This window comes from Methylorubrum zatmanii (assembly GCF_014845115.1).
Classification (GTDB): domain Bacteria; phylum Pseudomonadota; class Alphaproteobacteria; order Rhizobiales; family Beijerinckiaceae; genus Methylobacterium; species Methylobacterium zatmanii.
On record NZ_NKUI01000025.1, the window covers coordinates 1 to 17,297 of the forward strand.

Below are 17,297 nucleotides of genomic sequence, written 5' to 3' on the forward strand. Positions count from 1 at the left end.
CCGCGCGCGGCCAAGGTGCCGCGTCGCGGCTCGGACCCGAAGACGGCCCGTGCCGCCGCCGCCGAGCGCGGCCGCGAGCGGGTCGGCGCGATCCAGGCGGCCGGCGAGCGCCGGGTGCTGGTGGAGCGGCTCCAGCCGACGCCGGAGACGCCGGCCCCCGAGCCGCATCGCCGGGTCCGTTTCCGCAACCAAGAGGACCGGCCCGTGCGCGGGGACGGCCCCCGCGAGGAGAGGCCGCGCCGGGAGGCGCCGGGGGGCGAGGCCCGTCCCCGCCGCCGCGAGGCCGGGGAGGCTGCATCGCCCGAGCGGCGCGGGCCGCCGCGCGAGCGCAGTGAGGGAAGGCCCCAGCGCGAGCGGAGCGAGGCACGGCCTCAGCGTGACCGCAGCGAGGCGGCCCCCCGTCGCGAGCGGTCCGCCGAGGGGCAGGCGGCCGAGCGCCGCGGTCCCCCGCGCGACCGGCCCCGCGCCGCCGAGGGAGAGCGGCCGGCTCGCGCCTTCCGGGCCGGCGATGCGCCCGAGCGTGCCGGCTTCCGCAAAGGTCCGGCCAAGGGGCCGGGCAAGGGGCCGGGCAAGGCGTTTGGCAGCAAGCCCGGCTTCAAGGACGGTCCCCGTGACGGGGCCAAGGGTGGCTTCAAGGGCGGTGGCTTCAAGGCCGGCGGTGCCCGCCCGGGCGGTCGTCCCGGGGGCAAGCCCGGCGGTGCCGGCGGGCGCCCCGGCGGCGGCAAGCCGGGGCCACGGGGCGGCGGTCGCCCGGGGCGTCCGCCGCGCGGCGAGGCCTGAGGCTTAGACCTTGCGGATCGTCGGGGGGGAATGGCGCGGGCGCCGGCTCGCCGGGCCGAAGGCGGAGGGCATCCGCCCAACTTCCGACCGGCTGCGCGAGGCGCTGTTCAACGTGCTCGCCCATGCCTACGACGATGCGGTCGAGGGCGCGGTGGTGCTCGACCTGTTCGCGGGCACCGGCGCCCTCGCCTTCGAGGCGCTGTCCCGCGGCGCGGCCCGCGCCTTCCTCGTGGATGAGGGGCGCCAAGCCGGCGCGCTGATCCGCGAGGGCATCGCCGCCCTCGGCTGCGGCGACCGCGCCCGGCTGATCCAGCGGGACGCGACCCGTCTCGGTCCCGCGCCGGACGCCGCCACCCTCGCCTTCTGCGACCCGCCTTATCGGAAAAACCTCGCCCCCGCCGCGCTCGCCGCCGCGGCAGCCGGCGGCTGGCTGAGCCCCGGCGCCCTGGTCGTCGTCGAGGAGGCGGCCGAGGCCGGCCCGGTGCTGCCGCCCGGCTTCGCGGAACTGGAGCGGCGCAGCTACGGCGAGACGGCGGTCACGTTCGGGCGGTTCGAGGGGTGAGCGCGTCGCCCTCGCGGTGAGGTTGCCCTATCTCGGTCGGGCCAAGCCCACCCGCGAAGGAGGCCCGCGCCATGGTGCTCGTTCCGCCGCTCTCCCGCCGAACCCTTCTGCGGGGCGCTGCCTCCCTGACCGGGGCAGGGCTCATGACGGGGCTCATGCCGGTCCTGCCCCGGCCCGCCCGCGCCGAAAAGGCCCTGATCACCCGGCCGATCCCCTCTTCGGGCGAGCGCATCCCGGCCATGGGCATCGGCACGTCGCGCCGCTACGAGGTCGCGATGACGCCCGAGGCCACCGCCCCCTTGCGCCAGGCGGTGGAGCGTTTCGTGGCCCTCGGCGGCCGGGTGATCGACACCGCCCCGAGCTACGGCACGGCGGAGGAGGTGCTCGGCCTCATCCTCGACGGTCTGCGCGACAAGATCTTCCTGGCCACCAAGGTCGCCGGACGCGGCCGCGAGGCGGCGCAGGCGGAGACGGAGCGCTCGTTCCAGCGCCTGCGCACCGACCGGATCGACCTGATCGCCGTGCACAATCTGGTCGATCCGGAGGCCAATCTCGCGGTCCTGCGCGCCCTCAAGGAGAAGGGCCGGATCCGCTATCTCGGCGTCACGGTCTGGCGCGACGAGCAATTCCCCGATCTCGAAGCGGTGATGAAGCGGGAAAAGCTCGATGTCGTCCAAGTGAACTACGCCCTCGACAGCCGGCTCGCGGCCGAGCGCATCCTGCCGCTCGCCGCCGAGAGGGGCGTGGCGGTGATGGTCAACGTGCCCTTCGGCCGCGACCGCCTGTTCAAGGCGGTGAAGGACAAGCCCCTGCCGGATTTCGCCGCCGAATTCGGCTGCAGGAGCTGGGCGCAGTTCTTCCTCAAATACGTCCTGGCGAACGAGGCCGTGACCTGCCCGATCCCGGGCATGGCCAAGGTGGCTTACGTCGAGGACAACCTCGCCGCCGCCAGCGGGCAGCTGCCGGACGCCGCCGAACGGCGCAAGATGGAGGCCTTCATCGATGCGGTCTGATGTTTTTGGATTGTCTCTGGGTCGGCGCGGGGCTCTGGCGCTGCTCGCCGGCACGTTCTTGTTCCCAGCCCTGCCTGCTCTCGCCCAGTCTGAAAATCCCAAGAAAATCGGGGTCGTCGGGGCCGGCCATATCGGCGGGACGCTGGGCCGGCTCTGGATCAAGGCGGGCTACGAGGTGTTCTTCTCCTCCCGCCACCCGGAGGAACTGAAGCCCCTGGTGGAGGAACTCGGGCCCAAGGCGCGGGCGGGAACCCCGGCGGAGGCGATTGCCTTCGGCCAAGCCGTGCTGATCGCGGTGCCCTACAAGGCCTATCCGGAGCTGGGCAAGGAGAATGCCGCCGCCCTCAAGGGCAAGGTGGTGATCGATGCCGGCAATGCGGTGAAGGCCCGCGACGGCGCGATCTACGACGAGGTGGAGCGCGACGGGATCGGCGCCACCTCCGCCAAGTATCTGGCCGGCGCGCGGGTGGTGCGGGCCTTCAACGCGGCCAACTACAAGGTCTTCCAGAAGAATGCCGGACGGCCCGAGCCGCGCATGGCGGTGCCGATCGCCGGAGACGACCACAGGGCGGTGGAGACCGCCCGCACCCTGGTCTCGGATGCGGGCTTCGACCCCGTGGTGGTGGGCGAGCTGAAGGCGGCCGATCGCTTCGCCATGGGCTCGCCCGGCTTCGGGCACGACGTGCCGGCGCCGGAATTGAAGGAGAAGCTCGGGGTGAAGCCTTGAGCGAGGCCCCGGCCTCGTCTCTCTCCGGCCGCCTCGCCCGCCTCGTCGATGTGAGGCCGGGCGAGGGCCCGGCTCTGGCCTGGTCCTGGGCCTACATCTTCGCGCTGCTGGCGAGCTACTACATGCTGCGCCCGATCCGCGATCAGATGGGCGTGGCGGGGGGGCTGGACAACCTGCCCTGGCTGTTCCTGGCCACCCTCGTCGGGATGCTGGCGCTGAACCTGCCCTTCGCGTGGCTGGTGAAGCGCCTGCCGCGCGCCCGCTTCGTGCCCCTCACCTACCGCTTCTTCATCCTCAACATCCTGATTTTTTCCGGCCTGATCGCGCTCGCGGAGGGAGAAACGGCGGTCTGGGTCGGCCGGGCCTTCTTCGTCTGGCTCTCGATCTTCAACCTGTTCGTGGTCTCGATCTTCTGGGCCACGGTGGTGGACGTGTTCTCGACCGAGCAGGGCAAGCGCCTGTTCGGCTTCATCGCGGCGGGCGCGACCCTCGGCGCCATCTGCGGCTCGGCGGTGACGGCGACGCTGGCGCGCGACGTGCCGACCTGGGCGCTCCTCCTGGCCGCCGCCCTGCTCCTGGAGGTGGCGGTCTTCGCCATGCGGGGCCTCGCTCGCCTGATCGGGCGGCTGCACGCGGTGCCGGAGGAATCCCGCGCGGGCGAGATTATCGGCGGCGACGTGTGGGCCGGCATCCGGCGCACGCTCGCCTCGCCCTATCTCCTCAACATCGCGCTGTTCCTGGCCCTGTTCTCGATCACCGCGACCTTCCTGTATTTCGAGCAGGCGGCGGTGGCCGAGCGGAGCTTTTCCGGCCGGGGCGAACGGACCGCCTTCTTCGCCAGCGTCGATCTCGCGGTGAACCTGCTAACCCTCGGGGTACAGCTCTTCCTCACCGGCCGCATCACCCGGTGGCTCGGCGTCGGCGTGACGCTCGCGCTGCTGCCGGCGGCGAGCGTCGTCGGCTTCGCCGCCCTGGCCATGTCGCCGACGGTGGCCTCGGTGGTGGTGATCTACGTCCTGCGGCGGGCCGGCAACTTCGCCATCGCCCGGCCGGTCCGCGAGGTGCTGTTCACGGTGGTGCCGCGCGAGGACCGCTACAAGGCCAAGAGCTTCATCGACACCGTGGTCTACCGCCTCGGCGACCAGCTCGGTGCGTGGTCCTATACCGGGCTCGCGGCTCTGGGCTTCGGCGGCCATGCGGCGGCGATCGTGGCGGTGCCGCTCTCGGCGGCATGGCTCGTCAACGCCCTCTGGCTCGGCCGGGCGCAGGCGCGGCGGCAGGGCGAGACGCGAGTGGAGGAGATCGCGGCGCCGATTCCGCCACGGACAAGCTGAGGCGCATCGTTGCAAAGGTTATTTTCAGATCAGGGCAGTCCCGTCCGGACGATTGTAACGGTCTGATTCGGCCGGGACGTGCGGCGATGCGGCATCGCCGCGCGCGCGTGTTTCCGGGCACAATCGGACATAGAACAGAAACATCGGCCGTGCTGTCATCACGCGCCTTCACCTCCCCCGCTTCTCCGCCAGGCTCACTGGGACTCCATGGGACTCGTCCAGTACGCCCTCAAGTTCCGCATCACGACCTACGTCCTCGCGGTGCTGATGCTGCTCGGCGGAGCGGGCGCGATCGTCGTGACGCCGAAGGACGTGCTGCCCGCCGTCGATATCCCCGTCGTCGTCGTGGTCTGGACCTATACGGGCCTGTCCGCGCCGGAGATGGAGAAGCGGATCACGACCTATTCCGAGTTCGGAATCTCCAACAACGTCAACAACATCGCACGCATGGAATCGACGAGCCTGCAGGGCACGTCGGTGATGAAGATCTATTTCGACCCGACCGTCAGCATCGATCTCGCCATCGCCCAGGTCGTCTCCTCGACGAACTCGATCCGCGCGCTGATGCCGCCGGGGGTGCAGCCGCCCGTCATCGTGCGCTTCTCCGCCTCCTCGGTGCCGGTGATCCAGCTCGCCCTGACCTCGGCCAAGGACAGCCTCAACAAGGTCTACGACTACGCCCAGTACCGCATCCGCCAGCGCCTGACCCAGGTGCCGGGCTCGACCCTGCCCTCCCCCTTCGGCGGCGCGCCGCGTCAGGTGATGGTCGATCTCGATCTGCACGCGCTCCAGGCGCTCGGCATCACCCCGCTGGAGGTCACCAACGCGGTGACCTCGCAGAACCTGACCATCCCCTCCGGCCTCGCCAAGATCGGCGAGCAGCAATACCCGGTGCAGATGAACGCGACGCCGAACGCGATCGCGGCCCTGAACGAGGTCCCGATCAAGGTGGTCAATGGCCAGCCGGTGCTGGTGCGTGACGTGGCCTATGTCCGCGATGGCGGCCCGCCGCAGGTCAACGTCGTGCGCGCCGACGGTGCCGCCTCGGTCCTGATGCGGGTGCTCAAGAACGGCACCGCCTCGACGCTGGACGTCGTCAACAACGTCAAGGCGGCCCTCCCCGATATCCGCGCGGCGGCGCCCGAGGGCATGGAGATCAAGCCGCTCTTCGACCAGTCGGTGTTCGTCTCGAACGCCATCGAGGGCGTCTGGCACGAAGCCGTCATCGCCGCCGCCCTGACGGGGCTGACCATCCTGCTGTTCCTCGGCTCATGGCGCTCGACCCTGATCGTGCTGGTCTCGATCCCCCTGTGCCTGATGACCTCGCTGGCGCTGCTCGCCGCGCTCGGCCACACCATCAACGTGATGACGCTGGGCGGTCTCGCCCTCGCGGTCGGCATCCTCGTCGACGACGTGACGGTGGCGATCGAGAACACCTATCGGCTGTTCGAGGAGGGCAAGCCGTTCCGCAACGCCGTGGTCGAGGGCGCGGCGGGCATCGCCAAGCCGGCCCTGATCTCGACACTCTCGATCTGCGCCGCCTTCGTCTCGGTCTTCGCCCTGACCGACATCCCAAAGTACCTGTTCACGCCGCAGGCGCTCGCGGTCGTGTTCGCGATGCTGACCTCGTATCTCCTCACCCGCACCCTGGTGCCGGTGCTGATCGACGTGCTGGTCGCCCGCGAATACCGGCAGCATCAGGCGGCCGAGGGGGATGCGCCGCGTCGCGGCCGGATCGAGCGGGCGTTTGTCTGGCTGCTCTCACCGCTGTTCCGGCTGGCCGGCGCCTTCCGCCGCGGCTTCGAGGCCCGCTTCGCCCGCTTCCACCGGGGCTATGTCGGGCTGCTCCACGCGGTTCTGCATCATCGCATCGCGACGCTCGGCCTCGTCGGCCTGCTCTTCGCCGGCACGGGCGGGCTGTTCGTCTTCACCGGCCAGGACTATTTTCCGCAGGTCGAATCGAGCCAGTTGACGCTGCATCTGCGCACCCGCCCCGGCATGCGGATCGAGACCGCCGAGCAGGTCTTCGCCGAGGTCGAGACGGTGGTGCGCGAGGTGATCCCCGAGGGCGAGATCGACCAGATCCTCGACAATATCGGCATCCCGTCGAACAACTACAATTTCGCCTTCTCCGACGGCTCGTTCGTGTCCACCAACGACGGGCAGATGCTGATCGACCTGAAGGACGAGCACGGCTCGATCGCCGAGTATCAGCGGCGCCTGCGCGAACGCTTGCGCGCGCGCTTCCCCGACATGATCGCCTATTTCCAGCCCTCCGACATCATCACGCAGATCCTCAATTTCGGGGTGATCGCGCAGATCGACGTGCAGGTTTCCGGGCGCAACACGGTCAAGGATCTGGAGGTCGCCCGCCGCATCGAGGCGCGGCTGAAGGAGACCGCCGGCCTCGTCGACGTGCATCTGCACCAGATCGTCGACGCGCCGCAATTCTTCGTCGAGGTCGACCGGCGGCTGGCCGCCGAACTCGGCCTGACCCAGAGCCAAGTGGCCCAGAGCCTCAACGTGTCCCTGTCGGGCTCCTTCCAGGTCAACCCGAACTTCTGGACCGATCCGAAGACCGGCATCCCCTACCAGCTCTGGGTCCAGACGCCGGAATACCGCAACGACTCGCTCACCGCGCTCCAGAACACGCCGCTTTTCGCCCGGGCGAGCGCGGGCAGCGGTAATAACGGGCCCGGCGCGCTGACGCTTCTGTCCAGCATCAGCACCATCACCCGCCAGCCGACGCAAACGGTGATCAACCACGTCAACACGCAGCCGACCTTCAACATCTACGCGGCGGTGCAGGACCGCGACCTCGGCGCCATCGCCCGCGACATCGACCGGATCGTGCAGGAGGAGCAGACGGCGCTGCCGGCTCCCGACAAGATCACCGTGCGCGGGCAGATCGAGAACATGCGCGCCGCCTTCTTCCGGTTGGAAATCGGCCTCGGCATCGCGCTGATCGCGGTCTACCTGCTGATGGCGGTCAATTATCAGAGCTGGGGCGACCCCTTCGTGGTGCTGGCGGCCCTGCCCGTCGCCTTCTGCGGCATCGTCGCCAGCCTGTTCATCACCGGCACCACCTTCTCGATTCCCTCGCTGTTCGGGGCGATCATGTCGGTGGGCATCGCCAGCGCCAACTCGATCCTGCTCGTGACCTTCGCCAAGGAACACCGGGAGGCCACCGGCTGCTCGGCCTATGAGGCCGCCATCGCGGCGGGCGAGACGCGCCTGCGGCCGGTGCTGATGACCGCGAGCGCGATGTTCCTCGGTCTGGTGCCGATGGCGCTCGGCACCGGCGAGGGCGGAGAGCAGAACGCGGCCCTCGCCCGCGCCGTGATGGGCGGCATCGCCCTGGGCACGCCCTCGACGCTCCTGTTCGTGCCGTTCCTCTACAGCCTGCTGCGGCGGGGCGAGGCCAAGCCGCTCGAGGATTATGTCTGACAATGCCCGCCCCACACGACCGGAGGAATGGCCCGTGACCGAGGGCGAGGACAGGACAATTCCGCCGCCGCCGGGCAAGGGCGGCTTCGTGCTGGCCGGGCTGATCGCCCTCGGGCTTCTGGCCTATGGCGGCTATGGCCATTGGCAGCGGGCGGCCCGGGCCGAGGAGACACGGACCAAGCAGATCGAGTTCGTGCCCAAGGTCCGGACCGAGGAGGCCAAGCGCCTCGACGGGCCGATCGAACTGACCCTGCCGGGCCAGACCGAGCCCTTCGCCACGGCGCGGATCTATGCCCGCGCCACCGGCTACATCGCCGAGCGGCACGTCGATATCGGCGCGCGGGTGAAGACCGGCGACGTGCTCCTGCGCATCGCCGCCCCCGATCTCGACCAGCAGCTCGCCCAGGCCGAGGCGCAGCTCGGCCAGTTGGAGGCGCAGCTGCTGCGGGCCAGGGCCATGGTGGATCAGGCGCGGGCCAACGTGAACCTCGCCCAGGTCACCAATTCCCGCACCTCGACGCTGGCCGGCCAGGGCTGGGCCTCGAAGCAGAACGCCGACAACACCCAGGCGGGCGTGCTCTCGCAGCAGGCGAGCCTCGCCTCGGCGGAGGCCGACGTGAAGGTGGCGCAGGCCAACATCAAGGCGCAGCAGGCGACCGTGGGCCGCCTCAAGGCGCTCACCGGCTTCGAGATCGTCACCGCGCCGTTCGACGGCGTGATCACCACCCGCAACGTCGATGTCGGCGATCTCGTCCAGGCCGATGCCGGCTCCGGCTCGCCGCTCCTGTCGATGGACCGGGACGACGTTTTGCGCATCTCGGTCAACGTGCCGCAGAACGCGGCGGTCGGCGTGCAGCCCGGCATCGCCGCGACCATCAAGGTTCCGCAGATGCCCGACCGCAGCTTCTCCGGCGAGGTCGAGCGCAGCTCGGTCGCCCTGCTGGCCTCCTCGCGGACCCTCACCACGCAGGTCGATGTGCCGAACCCCGAGCGGACCTTGAGGCCGGGCCTGTTCGTCTACGTGACGCTGGCGATTCCGCGCACCGGCGGCGCGACCGTGGCGGTGCCGGCGGAAGCCCTGGTGTTCAACCAATCCGGCACCCGCGTCGCGGTCGCCCGCGCCGACGACCGCGTGACCTGGGCCGACGTCCACGTCGTCCGCGACAAGGGCAATGTGGTGGAGGTGGACAAGGGGCTGTCCGGGGGCGAGCGCCTCGTGCTCAGCCCGCCGGCCGATCTCAAGGAGGGCGGGCGCATCGCGCCGCAGGCGCCGAAATCCGACAAGCCGATGCAGGCCGCCCAGCGTTAGGATTTATCGCGCGGCGCCGATCCGATCCTTCGAGGCCCGCTGACGCGGGCACCTCAGGATGAGGGGAGCGGGATGGGATCGACGCTCGCGCAAGCCATTGGACTGATCGGCAGGTTGCGCGGGCCGTCCCGCTCGGCTCAGATCCCACCCGGAAACGCACCCCAAGAGAACGCACCCCAAGAGAAGGCATTCGTCATGAGCGATCTCACAACGCTGCGCAGCCTGTCCGGGCTGCCGCCGGAACCCGCCGCCCTCACCGGCTCTGCCCTGGTGATGATCGACCTGCAGAACACCTATCGCGAGGGCGTGATGCGGCTGGAGGGCGTCGAGCCGGCGATCCGCGAGGCCAAGGCCCTGCTGGAGCGGGCGCGGGCGGCGGGCATCCCGGTCTTCCACGTGCGCCACGATGCCGGGCCGGGCTCGCCCTACGACGTCACCGCGCCGATTGGCCAGATCAGCGACGAGGTCGCCCCGCGCGCGGGCGAACCCATCATTACCAAGGGCTATCCGAGTTCCTTCGTCGGCACCGACCTTCAGGCGCAACTGGAGACGGCGGGCGTCAAGGACGTGATCCTGGCGGGCTTCATGACCCATATGTGCGTGAACTCGACCGCGCGGAGCGCCTTCAGTCTCGGCTTCCGCCCGACCGTGGTTGCCGCGGCCACCGCCACCCGCGCCCTGCCGGGGCCGGATGGCACGACCATCCCGGCCGCCGCGCTCCAGGCCGCGAGCCTCGCCGCCTTGGGCGACCTGTTCGCCGTCGTGGCGCCGGACGCGGCCGCGATCCGGGGGTAGGTCTCCCGCAGAGGGAAAAGGGGGGGAGAGAGGGATGGGCGCCCGTCTTCAAACCCCCGCCACCAGCCGCAAAAAGTGGCCGTCGGGGTCGCGCAGTGTCGCCGCGGCCTGCTCACCTTGCGTGGCCGGCGGCGCGACCACGTGGGCGGACAGGGCCGCGCAGGCCGCTTCCAGCGCGGCTCGGTCGCGCATCGCCAGGACGAGGCGGGTCGCCGCCGCATCGGTCGGGCTGGGCAGGGGCGCCGTGCGGTCGAAGGAACCGCGCAAGGGGCCACGATAGCACAGCAATTCGATATGCGGCGCCCCCTGCCCCGGCAGGACCAGGCCGGTCACGGCGAGGTCCGGGTCGGCGATCCCGTCGAGCCGGGCCTGCTCGGGGCCGTGATTGTGCGAGCCCGTCGCCGCCCGGTAGCCGAGGCGGGCGTAGAAGCGCCGGCTCGCCTCGGTGTCGGCCACCGAGATCGCGGAATGGTCGATGCCGAGGAACGGGCCGCCCGCCCTGCCCTGCCACAATGCCGGCACCCTCCCCGCAGGAAAAGCCAGGAACTCCAGCGGATGGCCTTCGGGGTCGCGGAACTTGAAGGCGGTGACGCCGCCGGAGGCGTCCGGCAGGCGCTGCGGACCGCCCTCCGTGATCGGCTGCCAGCCCGTCTGCGCCGACAGCCGGGCGACAGCGGCCTCCATGTCGGAGACGATGATCGCGCAATGCTGGAACAGCGGGCTCCAGCCCGGCACGTCGCCGAGAGCGGCCGCGCCCGCAGGCGAGAAACCGACGAGTTCCACCACCTCCTCGCCAAGCCGCAGGGTCACGACCCGCGCCCCCTCCACCGGCCGCCCGGCCAGGATCGAGGCGGCGGGCGCCCCGAGTTCCGCCGTGCCGGTCCGCGTGAAGCCCAAAGCTGTCTCGTAGAAGCCGGCGAGCCGATCCGGAGCGGCGCTGACGAGGCCGATCCGGGCAAGCTGCCAGACGAGGGGAGGCTGCGCGCTCACGGCCACTGCACCCCGCGCCGGTTGAGGAAGATCGAATACAGCGTGTGCGATCCGCCGATGAACAGGCGGTTCTTGGCCGGCCCGCCGAAGGTCAGGTTCGAGACCCGGTACGGGATCAGGATCTTGCCGAGCAGCCGGCCCTCCGGGCTGATGCAGTGGACGCCGTCCGCCGCGCTCGACCAGATGTTGCCGTCCTCGTCGATCCGCATCCCGTCGCAATAGCCCGGCGCGATCTTGTAGAAATCCGAGCCGTTCGCGAGCGTGCCGTCGGCGGCGACGTCGAAGACGCGGATGACCTGGCGCGGATCGGGCTTGGTCTGGTCGCCGGTCTCGGCGACGTAGAGGCGGCGCTCGTCGGGGGAGAAGGCGAGCCCGTTCGGTCCGTCGAAATCGCCCGAGGCGATCCGCACTTCCCCGCTGTCGGGATCGAGCCGGTAGAGCGCGGGCGGCTGCTCGGAGGTCTGGCGCCCGCCCTCGTAATCGTTGGCGATGCCGTAGACCGGGTCCGAGAACCAGATCGAGCCATCGGACTTTACGACCACGTCGTTGGGGGAATTCAACCGCTTGCCGGCATGGTGCGTCACCAGCGTGGTGACGCGGCCGTCAGGCTCGGTGCGGGTCAGGCAGCGGTCGCGATGCGAGCAGGCGATCAGCCGCCCCTGCCGGTCGCGGGTCTGGCCGTTGGCGTAATTCGACGGGCTCCGGTAGACCGAGAAGCCCTGGCCCTCGATCCAGCGCATGGTGCGGTTGCGCGGCAGGTCCTGGAACAGCAGGCAATCGGCGTCGCCCATCCAGACCGGCCCCTCGATCCAGCGGAAGCCGGAGCCGAGTTCCTCCAGGGGCGCGTTGCCGAGGAGGTAGCCCGCGAAGCGCAGATCGTGGATCTCGAAGCCGTCCATCACACACCACCCGTCACTTGAACCGGCAGGCGGCGCCGACGGTGGGCGGGGAATCGAACTGCACGATCATCAGCACGGCGGGCTCATCGCCGACGGTGCCGGAGAGGTGACCCTTCCGGCCGTCGCGCTCCTGCGTGTTCTGGTCCTCGCCGAAGGAGATCTCCCCCGGTCCCATCTCGACCCGCGAGCCGTCCATCGCCTCGACGAACCAGCGGCCGGAGAGCGGGACGATCCATTGCGGCTTGGGGTTCTCGTGCCATTGCCCGACCCAGCCGACCGGCTGCACGGTGACGAAGACGGTGGCGCCCTCATGCGTCTTGGCGCCCTGCCATTGCGGGTCGGCGGGCGGGCTCATCGACTTCTTCTGGAACTCGGTCATGGCGCAGCGGGTGTGACGGCTCACGCCGTCGGCGTCGGTCCACAGGTGCCAGTAGGGCACGGAAGGGGTCGCGTCGTCGCTCATGGGCGGGCCTCGCGGGTGGCGGAATAGGGATGGGTGGAGGAGAGAGGATCGGCCAGGAAGCCCTGCACGCTCGACGCGCCCGTCCCGAAGGTGATGAGGAGGAAGCCGCCGGCCAGCGCGAAGTTCTTGAGGAAGTCCCAGAACAGCGCGCGGCCCTCGCCGCCGGCCCAGAAATCGCCGGGCTTCCAGAACTGCTTCCAGAGGAGCGCGGTGACGCCGCAATAGCCGGCCATCACGAAGGCGGCGGCCCGGTCGCAGAAGCCGGTGAGGATGCACAGCGACATCCCGATCTCGACGCAGACCCCGATCAGGATCAGCGTCACGGCCGGCGCGGTGGCATGCACCGCCTCGCGCGCCTGCCCCACGGCGCCGCGGAAGTTGAAGATCTTGTCCGCCGCGCTGAAGGGCAGGAACAGCAGCACCAGCAGCAGCCGCACCCCGAAGGCGATCACGATGTCGAGGGTGGCCATGAACCGAATGCCCGCCGGAATGCGTTGTCGCTGCGCTGCGGGAAAGACGCGAGCCGGCCGAAGGTTGCAGGCGCGCCGTCCCGCTGCGGCGGAAGCGGAGCGGTCGAGATGAGCGAGCGGCATTACGACGTGGTCATCGTCGGGTCCGGTCCCGGCGGCGGCACCATGGCCTGGCGCCTCGCGCAGACCGGCAAAAGGGTGCTGCTCCTGGAGCGGGGCGGCTACCTCCCCCGCGAGCGCGAGAACTGGGATTCTCAGGCCGTCTTCGTCGATGCCCGCTATCAGGCGCCCGAGACGTGGTACGGCGCCGACGGGCGCGATTTCCACCCCGGCCTGCACTACTGCGTCGGCGGCAACAGCAAGGTCTACGGCGCGGTGCTGCTGCGCCTGCGCGAGCGCGATTTCTTTGAAGTCCGCCATCCCGACGGGATCTCGCCGGAATGGCCGCTGAAATACGACGTGTTCGAGCCGTATTACCAAGCCGCCGAAGAACTCTTTCACGTCCACGGCCTGCGCGGCGAAGACCCGACCGAGCCGCCCTCGCACAAGCCCTACGCCTATCCGCCGGTCAGCCATGAGCCACGCATCCAGGAACTGTTCGACGGGCTCAAGCGCGAGGGGCACCACCCCTTCCACCTGCCGGTCGGCGTGCTGCTCGACGAGCGCGACGGCAAGCCCCTGCCCCACTCTCCTTGCATCCGCTGCGACGCCTTCGACGGCTATCCCTGCCTCACCAACGGCAAGGCGGACGCGCAGGTGATCTGCGTCGACCCGGCGCTGAAAGAACATCCCAACCTGACCCTGATGACGGAAGCCTACGTCGAGCGGCTGACGACCGATCCGACGGGCCGCACCGTCACCGGCGTCGAGGTGAAGCGCGGCGAGCGGACCGAGACGTTCTCCGGCGATATCGTCGTGGTGGCCTGCGGCGCCCTCTCCTCGGCGCTGCTGATGCTGCGTTCAACGAGCGACGCGCATCCGAACGGATTGGCCAACGCTTCGGGCTTGGTCGGGCGCAACTACATGCGCCACAACAACGCGACGGTGCTGGCGATCTCGAAGACGCCGAACCCGACCAAGTTCCAGAAGACGCTGGGCCTCAACGACTTCTATTTCGGCTCGGACGAGTGGGGCTTTCCCCTCGGCCATATCCAGATGGTCGGCAAGTCGGACGGGGTGCAGATCCACGGCGAGGGTCTGCCCGGCTTCCTGCAATGGTTCCCCGAGAAGCCGTTCGACTGGATCGCCCGGCACTCGCTGGATTTCTGGCTGACCTCGGAGGACCTGCCGCTGGCTCACAACCGCATCTTCTACGAGGGCGGCAAGGTCCGGCTCGACCTGACCGAGACCAACATGGAAGGCCATCACCGGCTGAAGGCGAAGCTGCGCGATCTCTGCGGCCGGCTCGACATGCATCCGCACTTGTTCGACCGCTCGCTCTATCTCGGCAAGGACGTGCCGATCGGCGGCACCGCGCACCAGGCCGGCACTTTGCGCTTCGGTGAGGATCCGGAATCCTCGGTGCTCGACCTCGATTGCCGGGCGCACGGGATCGACAACCTCTACGTCACCGATGCGAGCTTCTTTCCCTCGATCGGTGCCGTGAACCCGACACTGACCATCATCGCCAACGCCCTGCGCGTCGGCGACCGGCTCGCGGAGCGGCTGGGGTGAGACGCTTCAGAGCGCCTCACACAACTCCCGGGGACGCACCGGTTCCCCTCTGGCCGCGACGGCGCAGCGGGCGTTTCGTGAGAGGCATTCAGGCGGCGCGGGCGCGGGGCTGCGCGGCGTCGTCCGCTGGCTGCGCTCCGAACAGGCGCTGATAGAGGGCGGCGGGGCTGTGGCTGCGGCCTTCCGAGTCGACGATGCGGACATCCGCCAGCCCCGCCGTCATCAGGGACAGGCCCTGTTCCAGGGCGCTCATCATCGAGCCGTGCTGCCAGGAATAGGTGTGCGAGGCGGTGCCGGCGTTGACGGTGAAACTCACGGAACACATTCCCGATGCTGGCGCCGGCCGCCGGTCTGCGGTCGAGCGTGTCCTTTAAGGTTCGGCCCCGTGGCCGGGTTCCGTAAAACTTGATGCTTAATATTGGTTCTTGGTTGACGAATTCTTTGCGGAATCTGCTCCTTTCCGTGGCGAAACCGCGGGCGGCCGATGGCGGTACGAAGGCAGGGGCGCCATCGGCGCCGCGCAGGTCCGGTGCCCGTTCGGCCCATTGCCGGACCCTGGGCGGAGCCTAAGACAGACCCGAAGGGGCGAGACGGCCGCCTTCCGGCGGCGACAGCGGAGTGACTCCATGGAATACCGGCAGTTCGGACGCTCGGGCCTCAAGGTGCCGGTGCTCAGCCTGGGCGCGGCCACTTTCGGCGGCACCGACGCGTTCTTCAAGAACTGGGGCAGCACCGACGTGGCGGAGGCGAGCCGCCTCATTGACCTCTGCCTCGATGCGGGCGTCAATTTCATCGACACCGCCGACATCTATTCGAGCGGGGATTCCGAGAAGATCCTCGGCGAGGCGATCAAGGGGCGCCGCGACCGGCTCCTGATCTCCACCAAGGCGACCTTCCGGGCCGGCGAGGACGTCAACGCGGTCGGCTCGTCGCGCCATCACCTGATCCGCGCCTGCGAGGCGAGCCTGAAGCGGCTCCAGACCGACCATATCGACGTCTATTTCATGCACGGCTTCGACGCGCTCACCCCGGTCGAGGAGACCCTGCGGGCGCTGGACGACCTCACCCGCGCCGGCAAGATCGGCTATATCGGCGCCTCGAACTTCTCCGGCTGGCAGTTGATGAAGGCGCTGGCGACCTCGGAGAAATACGGGCTCGCCCGCTACGTCGTCTATCAGGGCTATTACTCGCTGATCGGCCGCCACTACGAGTGGGAGCTGATGCCGCTCGGCCTCGACCAGGGCGTCGGTCTGATGGTGTGGAGCCCGCTGGGCTGGGGCCGCCTCACCGGCAAGATCCGGCGGGGCCAGGCGGCCTCGGGCGGACGCCTGGCCACGGCGGGCGGTGCCGAGGGCGGGCCGACCGTCTCCGACGATTATCTCTACGGCGTGGTCGATGCCCTCGACGCGGTCGCCGCCGAGACCGGCAAGACCGTGCCGCAGGTGGCGCTGAACTGGCTGCTGACCCGGCCGACCGTGTGCAACATCGTCATCGGCGCCCGCACCGAGGAGCAGCTGAAGCAGAATCTCGGCGCGGTCGGCTGGTCGCTGAGCCAGGACCAGATCGCCCGCCTCGATGCGGCGAGCCGGGAACACCCGATCTATCCCTATTGGCACCAGACCGGCTTCGACGAGCGCAATCCGAAGCCGACGGCGTGGTGAGGCCGGCGCGTCCGACCCGCACCGTCATACTAGGTCCGTTTGCCAGATCCGTTTGATCCCTTCGGGATGGCGGATCTGGGCTTCGCTCAGGCGCAGCGCGGGCTTGCCGAGACGGGAACCGCTTCGATCGAGCGGTTCCCGTCTCACAGGCTGATCTCGGGGCCGTGCTTGTCGCCGTCATCCGGCACGGGCCCGGCCTCGCCCTGCCAGGGCAGGCTCTGCCAGGGCGGCTGGCCCGCGCGGGCCTCGTATTCCTCCAGCGGGAGCGAGGCCTCGCCGCCCTCCGCGTCCCGGACCCGGACATGGCTCGGGCGCGGCTGCTTCGGCGGGCAGAGGAAGAGGCCCTTGAACGAGGTCGCCATCCCTCAAACCCCTTCCGGTTTCTCGCCCTGGGGCGAGCGGTGCTCGTGGGCGGGCCGCGTCCGCAGATAGCCCTTGAAGCGCAGATATTCCGCGACGATCTCGCAGATCGCCCGGTCGCGCGGCAGCCGCTCGACGGCGCAATGCTCGTCGAGGGCGGCCACGACCTCCGGCGGGAAGGTCAGGATGCCGGCCAGTTTCGGGGGGCCTGAGTCTTCGCTCATCGTCGATCGTCCTCCTCGTGCCAGCACTTGATTTGCCAGGGTCTATGTGACCGAGGCCTGTCCGATGATCCAACCCACGCCCTCATCCCGAGGTGCGAACGTCCGTGAGCCTCGAAGAAGGATTCCAGAGAGCGCAAGAGACGTCCGGATCCCTCCTTCGAGGCCTGCGCTGCGCTCCGGCACCTCGGAATGAGGTCACGGGTGGGAGAAAAATCGGCCGCCCATGCGCGATGCGGCGCTTGCGCGCCAAACAGCTCTCAAACGCCCGCACCGACGGGCGGCGCCCCCCGTTCGGGCGTCGGAACCACGCCGATTCCGTCGGGATCGCCGGGATGGGTCGCGCCCAGGCGCCGCAGCAGGGCTTCGTAGGTCTGCGCCGCCGGGGATTCTCCCTGGAGTTCGCGGGTATCGGCCAGCAGCCGCCGGACATCCTCCACGAACAGGTCGCGCGCCCGGCCGCCCCCGGGGCTCGCCTCGAACAGCCGGGCCAGCGCCAGTTCGAACACGGCCACGAGCAGGCCGAGCTGCTCGGTCTCGTCCGCCATCGCTGCCCTCCGCTCCGTCGCGCCCGACATTGCGCCCAATCAGC

Annotated in this window: 17 protein-coding genes and 1 pseudogene; 10 read left to right on the forward strand and 8 right to left on the reverse strand. The window is 69.8% G+C overall.

The annotated features are described in order from the left end of the window. From MZTS_RS03395 to MZTS_RS03430, 8 genes and pseudogenes are all read left to right on the forward strand, one after another. A pseudogene (locus MZTS_RS03395) lies at window positions 1-780 on the forward strand (pseudouridine synthase); the annotation flags it as partial. Between the two features lie 10 nt (window positions 781-790). Then, the gene (rsmD, locus tag MZTS_RS03400; protein WP_192281572.1) at window positions 791-1,342 is read left to right on the forward strand and encodes a 16S rRNA (guanine(966)-N(2))-methyltransferase RsmD; all 552 of its coding nucleotides are present in this window, start codon (window positions 791-793) and stop codon (window positions 1,340-1,342) included. Window positions 1,343-1,413: 71 nt separating this feature from the next. Next, window positions 1,414-2,355: an aldo/keto reductase gene (locus MZTS_RS03405; RefSeq protein ID WP_192281575.1), complete on the forward strand. Its 942-nt coding sequence runs from the start codon at window positions 1,414-1,416 to the stop codon at window positions 2,353-2,355. After that, complete coding sequence (locus tag MZTS_RS03410) at window positions 2,345-3,082, forward strand: NADPH-dependent F420 reductase (RefSeq protein WP_192281578.1); 738 nt, start codon at window positions 2,345-2,347, stop codon at window positions 3,080-3,082. Before MZTS_RS03405 ends, MZTS_RS03410 begins: the two co-directional genes overlap by 11 nt. After that, a complete protein-coding gene (locus MZTS_RS03415) occupies window positions 3,079-4,416 on the forward strand; it encodes an NTP/NDP exchange transporter (protein WP_192281581.1) in 1,338 nt (445 codons plus the stop codon). Before MZTS_RS03410 ends, MZTS_RS03415 begins: the two co-directional genes overlap by 4 nt. A gap of 207 nt (window positions 4,417-4,623) precedes the next feature. Next, window positions 4,624-7,863, forward strand: a complete 3,240-nt coding sequence (locus tag MZTS_RS03420; protein WP_192281584.1) for an efflux RND transporter permease subunit — start codon at window positions 4,624-4,626, stop codon at window positions 7,861-7,863. Beyond that, complete coding sequence (locus MZTS_RS03425; RefSeq protein ID WP_192281587.1) at window positions 7,856-9,172, forward strand: efflux RND transporter periplasmic adaptor subunit; 1,317 nt, start codon at window positions 7,856-7,858, stop codon at window positions 9,170-9,172. The genes MZTS_RS03420 and MZTS_RS03425 overlap by 8 nt, the downstream gene beginning before the upstream one ends. A gap of 195 nt (window positions 9,173-9,367) precedes the next feature. Continuing rightward, window positions 9,368-9,967: a cysteine hydrolase family protein gene (locus tag MZTS_RS03430; protein ID WP_192281590.1), complete on the forward strand. Its 600-nt coding sequence runs from the start codon at window positions 9,368-9,370 to the stop codon at window positions 9,965-9,967. Between the two features lie 48 nt (window positions 9,968-10,015). Here the strand turns inward: MZTS_RS03430 and MZTS_RS03435 are convergent, their stop codons facing one another. Genes MZTS_RS03435 through MZTS_RS03450 form a run of 4 tightly spaced genes read right to left on the reverse strand, consistent with a single transcriptional unit; the run spans window position 10,016 to window position 12,789 of the window. Beyond that, window positions 10,016-10,957 carry a VOC family protein gene (locus tag MZTS_RS03435; protein WP_192281593.1) on the reverse strand — a complete coding sequence of 314 codons (942 nt, stop codon included), beginning with the start codon at window positions 10,955-10,957 and terminating at the stop codon, window positions 10,016-10,018. Beyond that, window positions 10,954-11,856, reverse strand: a complete 903-nt coding sequence (locus MZTS_RS03440; protein ID WP_192281596.1) for an SMP-30/gluconolactonase/LRE family protein — start codon at window positions 11,854-11,856, stop codon at window positions 10,954-10,956. The genes MZTS_RS03435 and MZTS_RS03440 overlap by 4 nt, the downstream gene beginning before the upstream one ends. Before the next feature lie 13 nt (window positions 11,857-11,869). Beyond that, the gene (locus MZTS_RS03445; protein WP_192281598.1) at window positions 11,870-12,319 is read right to left on the reverse strand and encodes a cupin domain-containing protein; all 450 of its coding nucleotides are present in this window, start codon (window positions 12,317-12,319) and stop codon (window positions 11,870-11,872) included. Next, window positions 12,316-12,789 (reverse strand): DoxX family protein, encoded by a 474-nt coding sequence (locus MZTS_RS03450; RefSeq protein ID WP_192281601.1) that lies wholly within the window; start codon window positions 12,787-12,789, stop codon window positions 12,316-12,318. The genes MZTS_RS03445 and MZTS_RS03450 overlap by 4 nt, the downstream gene beginning before the upstream one ends. A 108-nt stretch (window positions 12,790-12,897) precedes the next feature. On the opposite strand from MZTS_RS03450, the gene MZTS_RS03455 reads away from it, so the two are divergent. After that, entirely contained in the window at window positions 12,898-14,463 is a 1,566-nt protein-coding gene (locus MZTS_RS03455; protein ID WP_192281604.1) for a GMC family oxidoreductase, read from the forward strand. Window positions 14,464-14,551: 88 nt separating this feature from the next. Here the strand turns inward: MZTS_RS03455 and MZTS_RS03460 are convergent, their stop codons facing one another. Continuing rightward, the gene (locus MZTS_RS03460) at window positions 14,552-14,779 is read right to left on the reverse strand and encodes a hypothetical protein (RefSeq protein WP_192281607.1); all 228 of its coding nucleotides are present in this window, start codon (window positions 14,777-14,779) and stop codon (window positions 14,552-14,554) included. A gap of 310 nt (window positions 14,780-15,089) precedes the next feature. Here MZTS_RS03460 and MZTS_RS03465 point away from each other — a divergent pair, with 310 nt between their 5' ends. Then, window positions 15,090-16,124 (forward strand): aldo/keto reductase, encoded by a 1,035-nt coding sequence (locus MZTS_RS03465; protein WP_192281610.1) that lies wholly within the window; start codon window positions 15,090-15,092, stop codon window positions 16,122-16,124. A 143-nt stretch (window positions 16,125-16,267) separates the two neighbouring features. Here the strand turns inward: MZTS_RS03465 and MZTS_RS03470 are convergent, their stop codons facing one another. The 3 genes from MZTS_RS03470 to MZTS_RS03480 form a co-directional block, all read right to left on the reverse strand. After that, window positions 16,268-16,486 (reverse strand): hypothetical protein, encoded by a 219-nt coding sequence (locus tag MZTS_RS03470; RefSeq protein ID WP_009862585.1) that lies wholly within the window; start codon window positions 16,484-16,486, stop codon window positions 16,268-16,270. A gap of 3 nt (window positions 16,487-16,489) precedes the next feature. Further along, window positions 16,490-16,708: a hypothetical protein gene (locus MZTS_RS03475; protein WP_009862584.1), complete on the reverse strand. Its 219-nt coding sequence runs from the start codon at window positions 16,706-16,708 to the stop codon at window positions 16,490-16,492. A gap of 257 nt (window positions 16,709-16,965) precedes the next feature. Further along, window positions 16,966-17,253 carry a hypothetical protein gene (locus tag MZTS_RS03480; RefSeq protein WP_192281614.1) on the reverse strand — a complete coding sequence of 96 codons (288 nt, stop codon included), beginning with the start codon at window positions 17,251-17,253 and terminating at the stop codon, window positions 16,966-16,968. Between the last annotated feature and the right edge of the window lie 44 nt (window positions 17,254-17,297).

What these genes read in the sequence shown, in the direction of transcription:
- MZTS_RS03405 (WP_192281575.1), top strand. Translation starts at nt 1,414, where the DNA reads ATGGTGCTCGTTCCGCCGCTCTCCCGCCGAACCCTTCTGCGGGGCGCT.
- MZTS_RS03410 (WP_192281578.1), top strand. Translation starts at nt 2,345, where the DNA reads ATGCGGTCTGATGTTTTTGGATTGTCTCTGGGTCGGCGCGGGGCTCTG.
- MZTS_RS03420 (WP_192281584.1), top strand. Translation starts at nt 4,624, where the DNA reads ATGGGACTCGTCCAGTACGCCCTCAAGTTCCGCATCACGACCTACGTC.
- MZTS_RS03425 (WP_192281587.1), top strand. Translation starts at nt 7,856, where the DNA reads ATGTCTGACAATGCCCGCCCCACACGACCGGAGGAATGGCCCGTGACC.
- MZTS_RS03430 (WP_192281590.1), top strand. Translation starts at nt 9,368, where the DNA reads ATGAGCGATCTCACAACGCTGCGCAGCCTGTCCGGGCTGCCGCCGGAA.
- MZTS_RS03440 (WP_192281596.1), bottom strand. Translation starts at nt 11,856, where the DNA reads ATGGACGGCTTCGAGATCCACGATCTGCGCTTCGCGGGCTACCTCCTC.
- MZTS_RS03445 (WP_192281598.1), bottom strand. Translation starts at nt 12,319, where the DNA reads ATGAGCGACGACGCGACCCCTTCCGTGCCCTACTGGCACCTGTGGACC.
- MZTS_RS03450 (WP_192281601.1), bottom strand. Translation starts at nt 12,789, where the DNA reads ATGGCCACCCTCGACATCGTGATCGCCTTCGGGGTGCGGCTGCTGCTG.
- MZTS_RS03455 (WP_192281604.1), top strand. Translation starts at nt 12,898, where the DNA reads ATGAGCGAGCGGCATTACGACGTGGTCATCGTCGGGTCCGGTCCCGGC.
- MZTS_RS03465 (WP_192281610.1), top strand. Translation starts at nt 15,090, where the DNA reads ATGGAATACCGGCAGTTCGGACGCTCGGGCCTCAAGGTGCCGGTGCTC.
- MZTS_RS03470 (WP_009862585.1), bottom strand. Translation starts at nt 16,486, where the DNA reads ATGGCGACCTCGTTCAAGGGCCTCTTCCTCTGCCCGCCGAAGCAGCCG.
- MZTS_RS03475 (WP_009862584.1), bottom strand. Translation starts at nt 16,708, where the DNA reads ATGAGCGAAGACTCAGGCCCCCCGAAACTGGCCGGCATCCTGACCTTC.
- MZTS_RS03480 (WP_192281614.1), bottom strand. Translation starts at nt 17,253, where the DNA reads ATGGCGGACGAGACCGAGCAGCTCGGCCTGCTCGTGGCCGTGTTCGAA.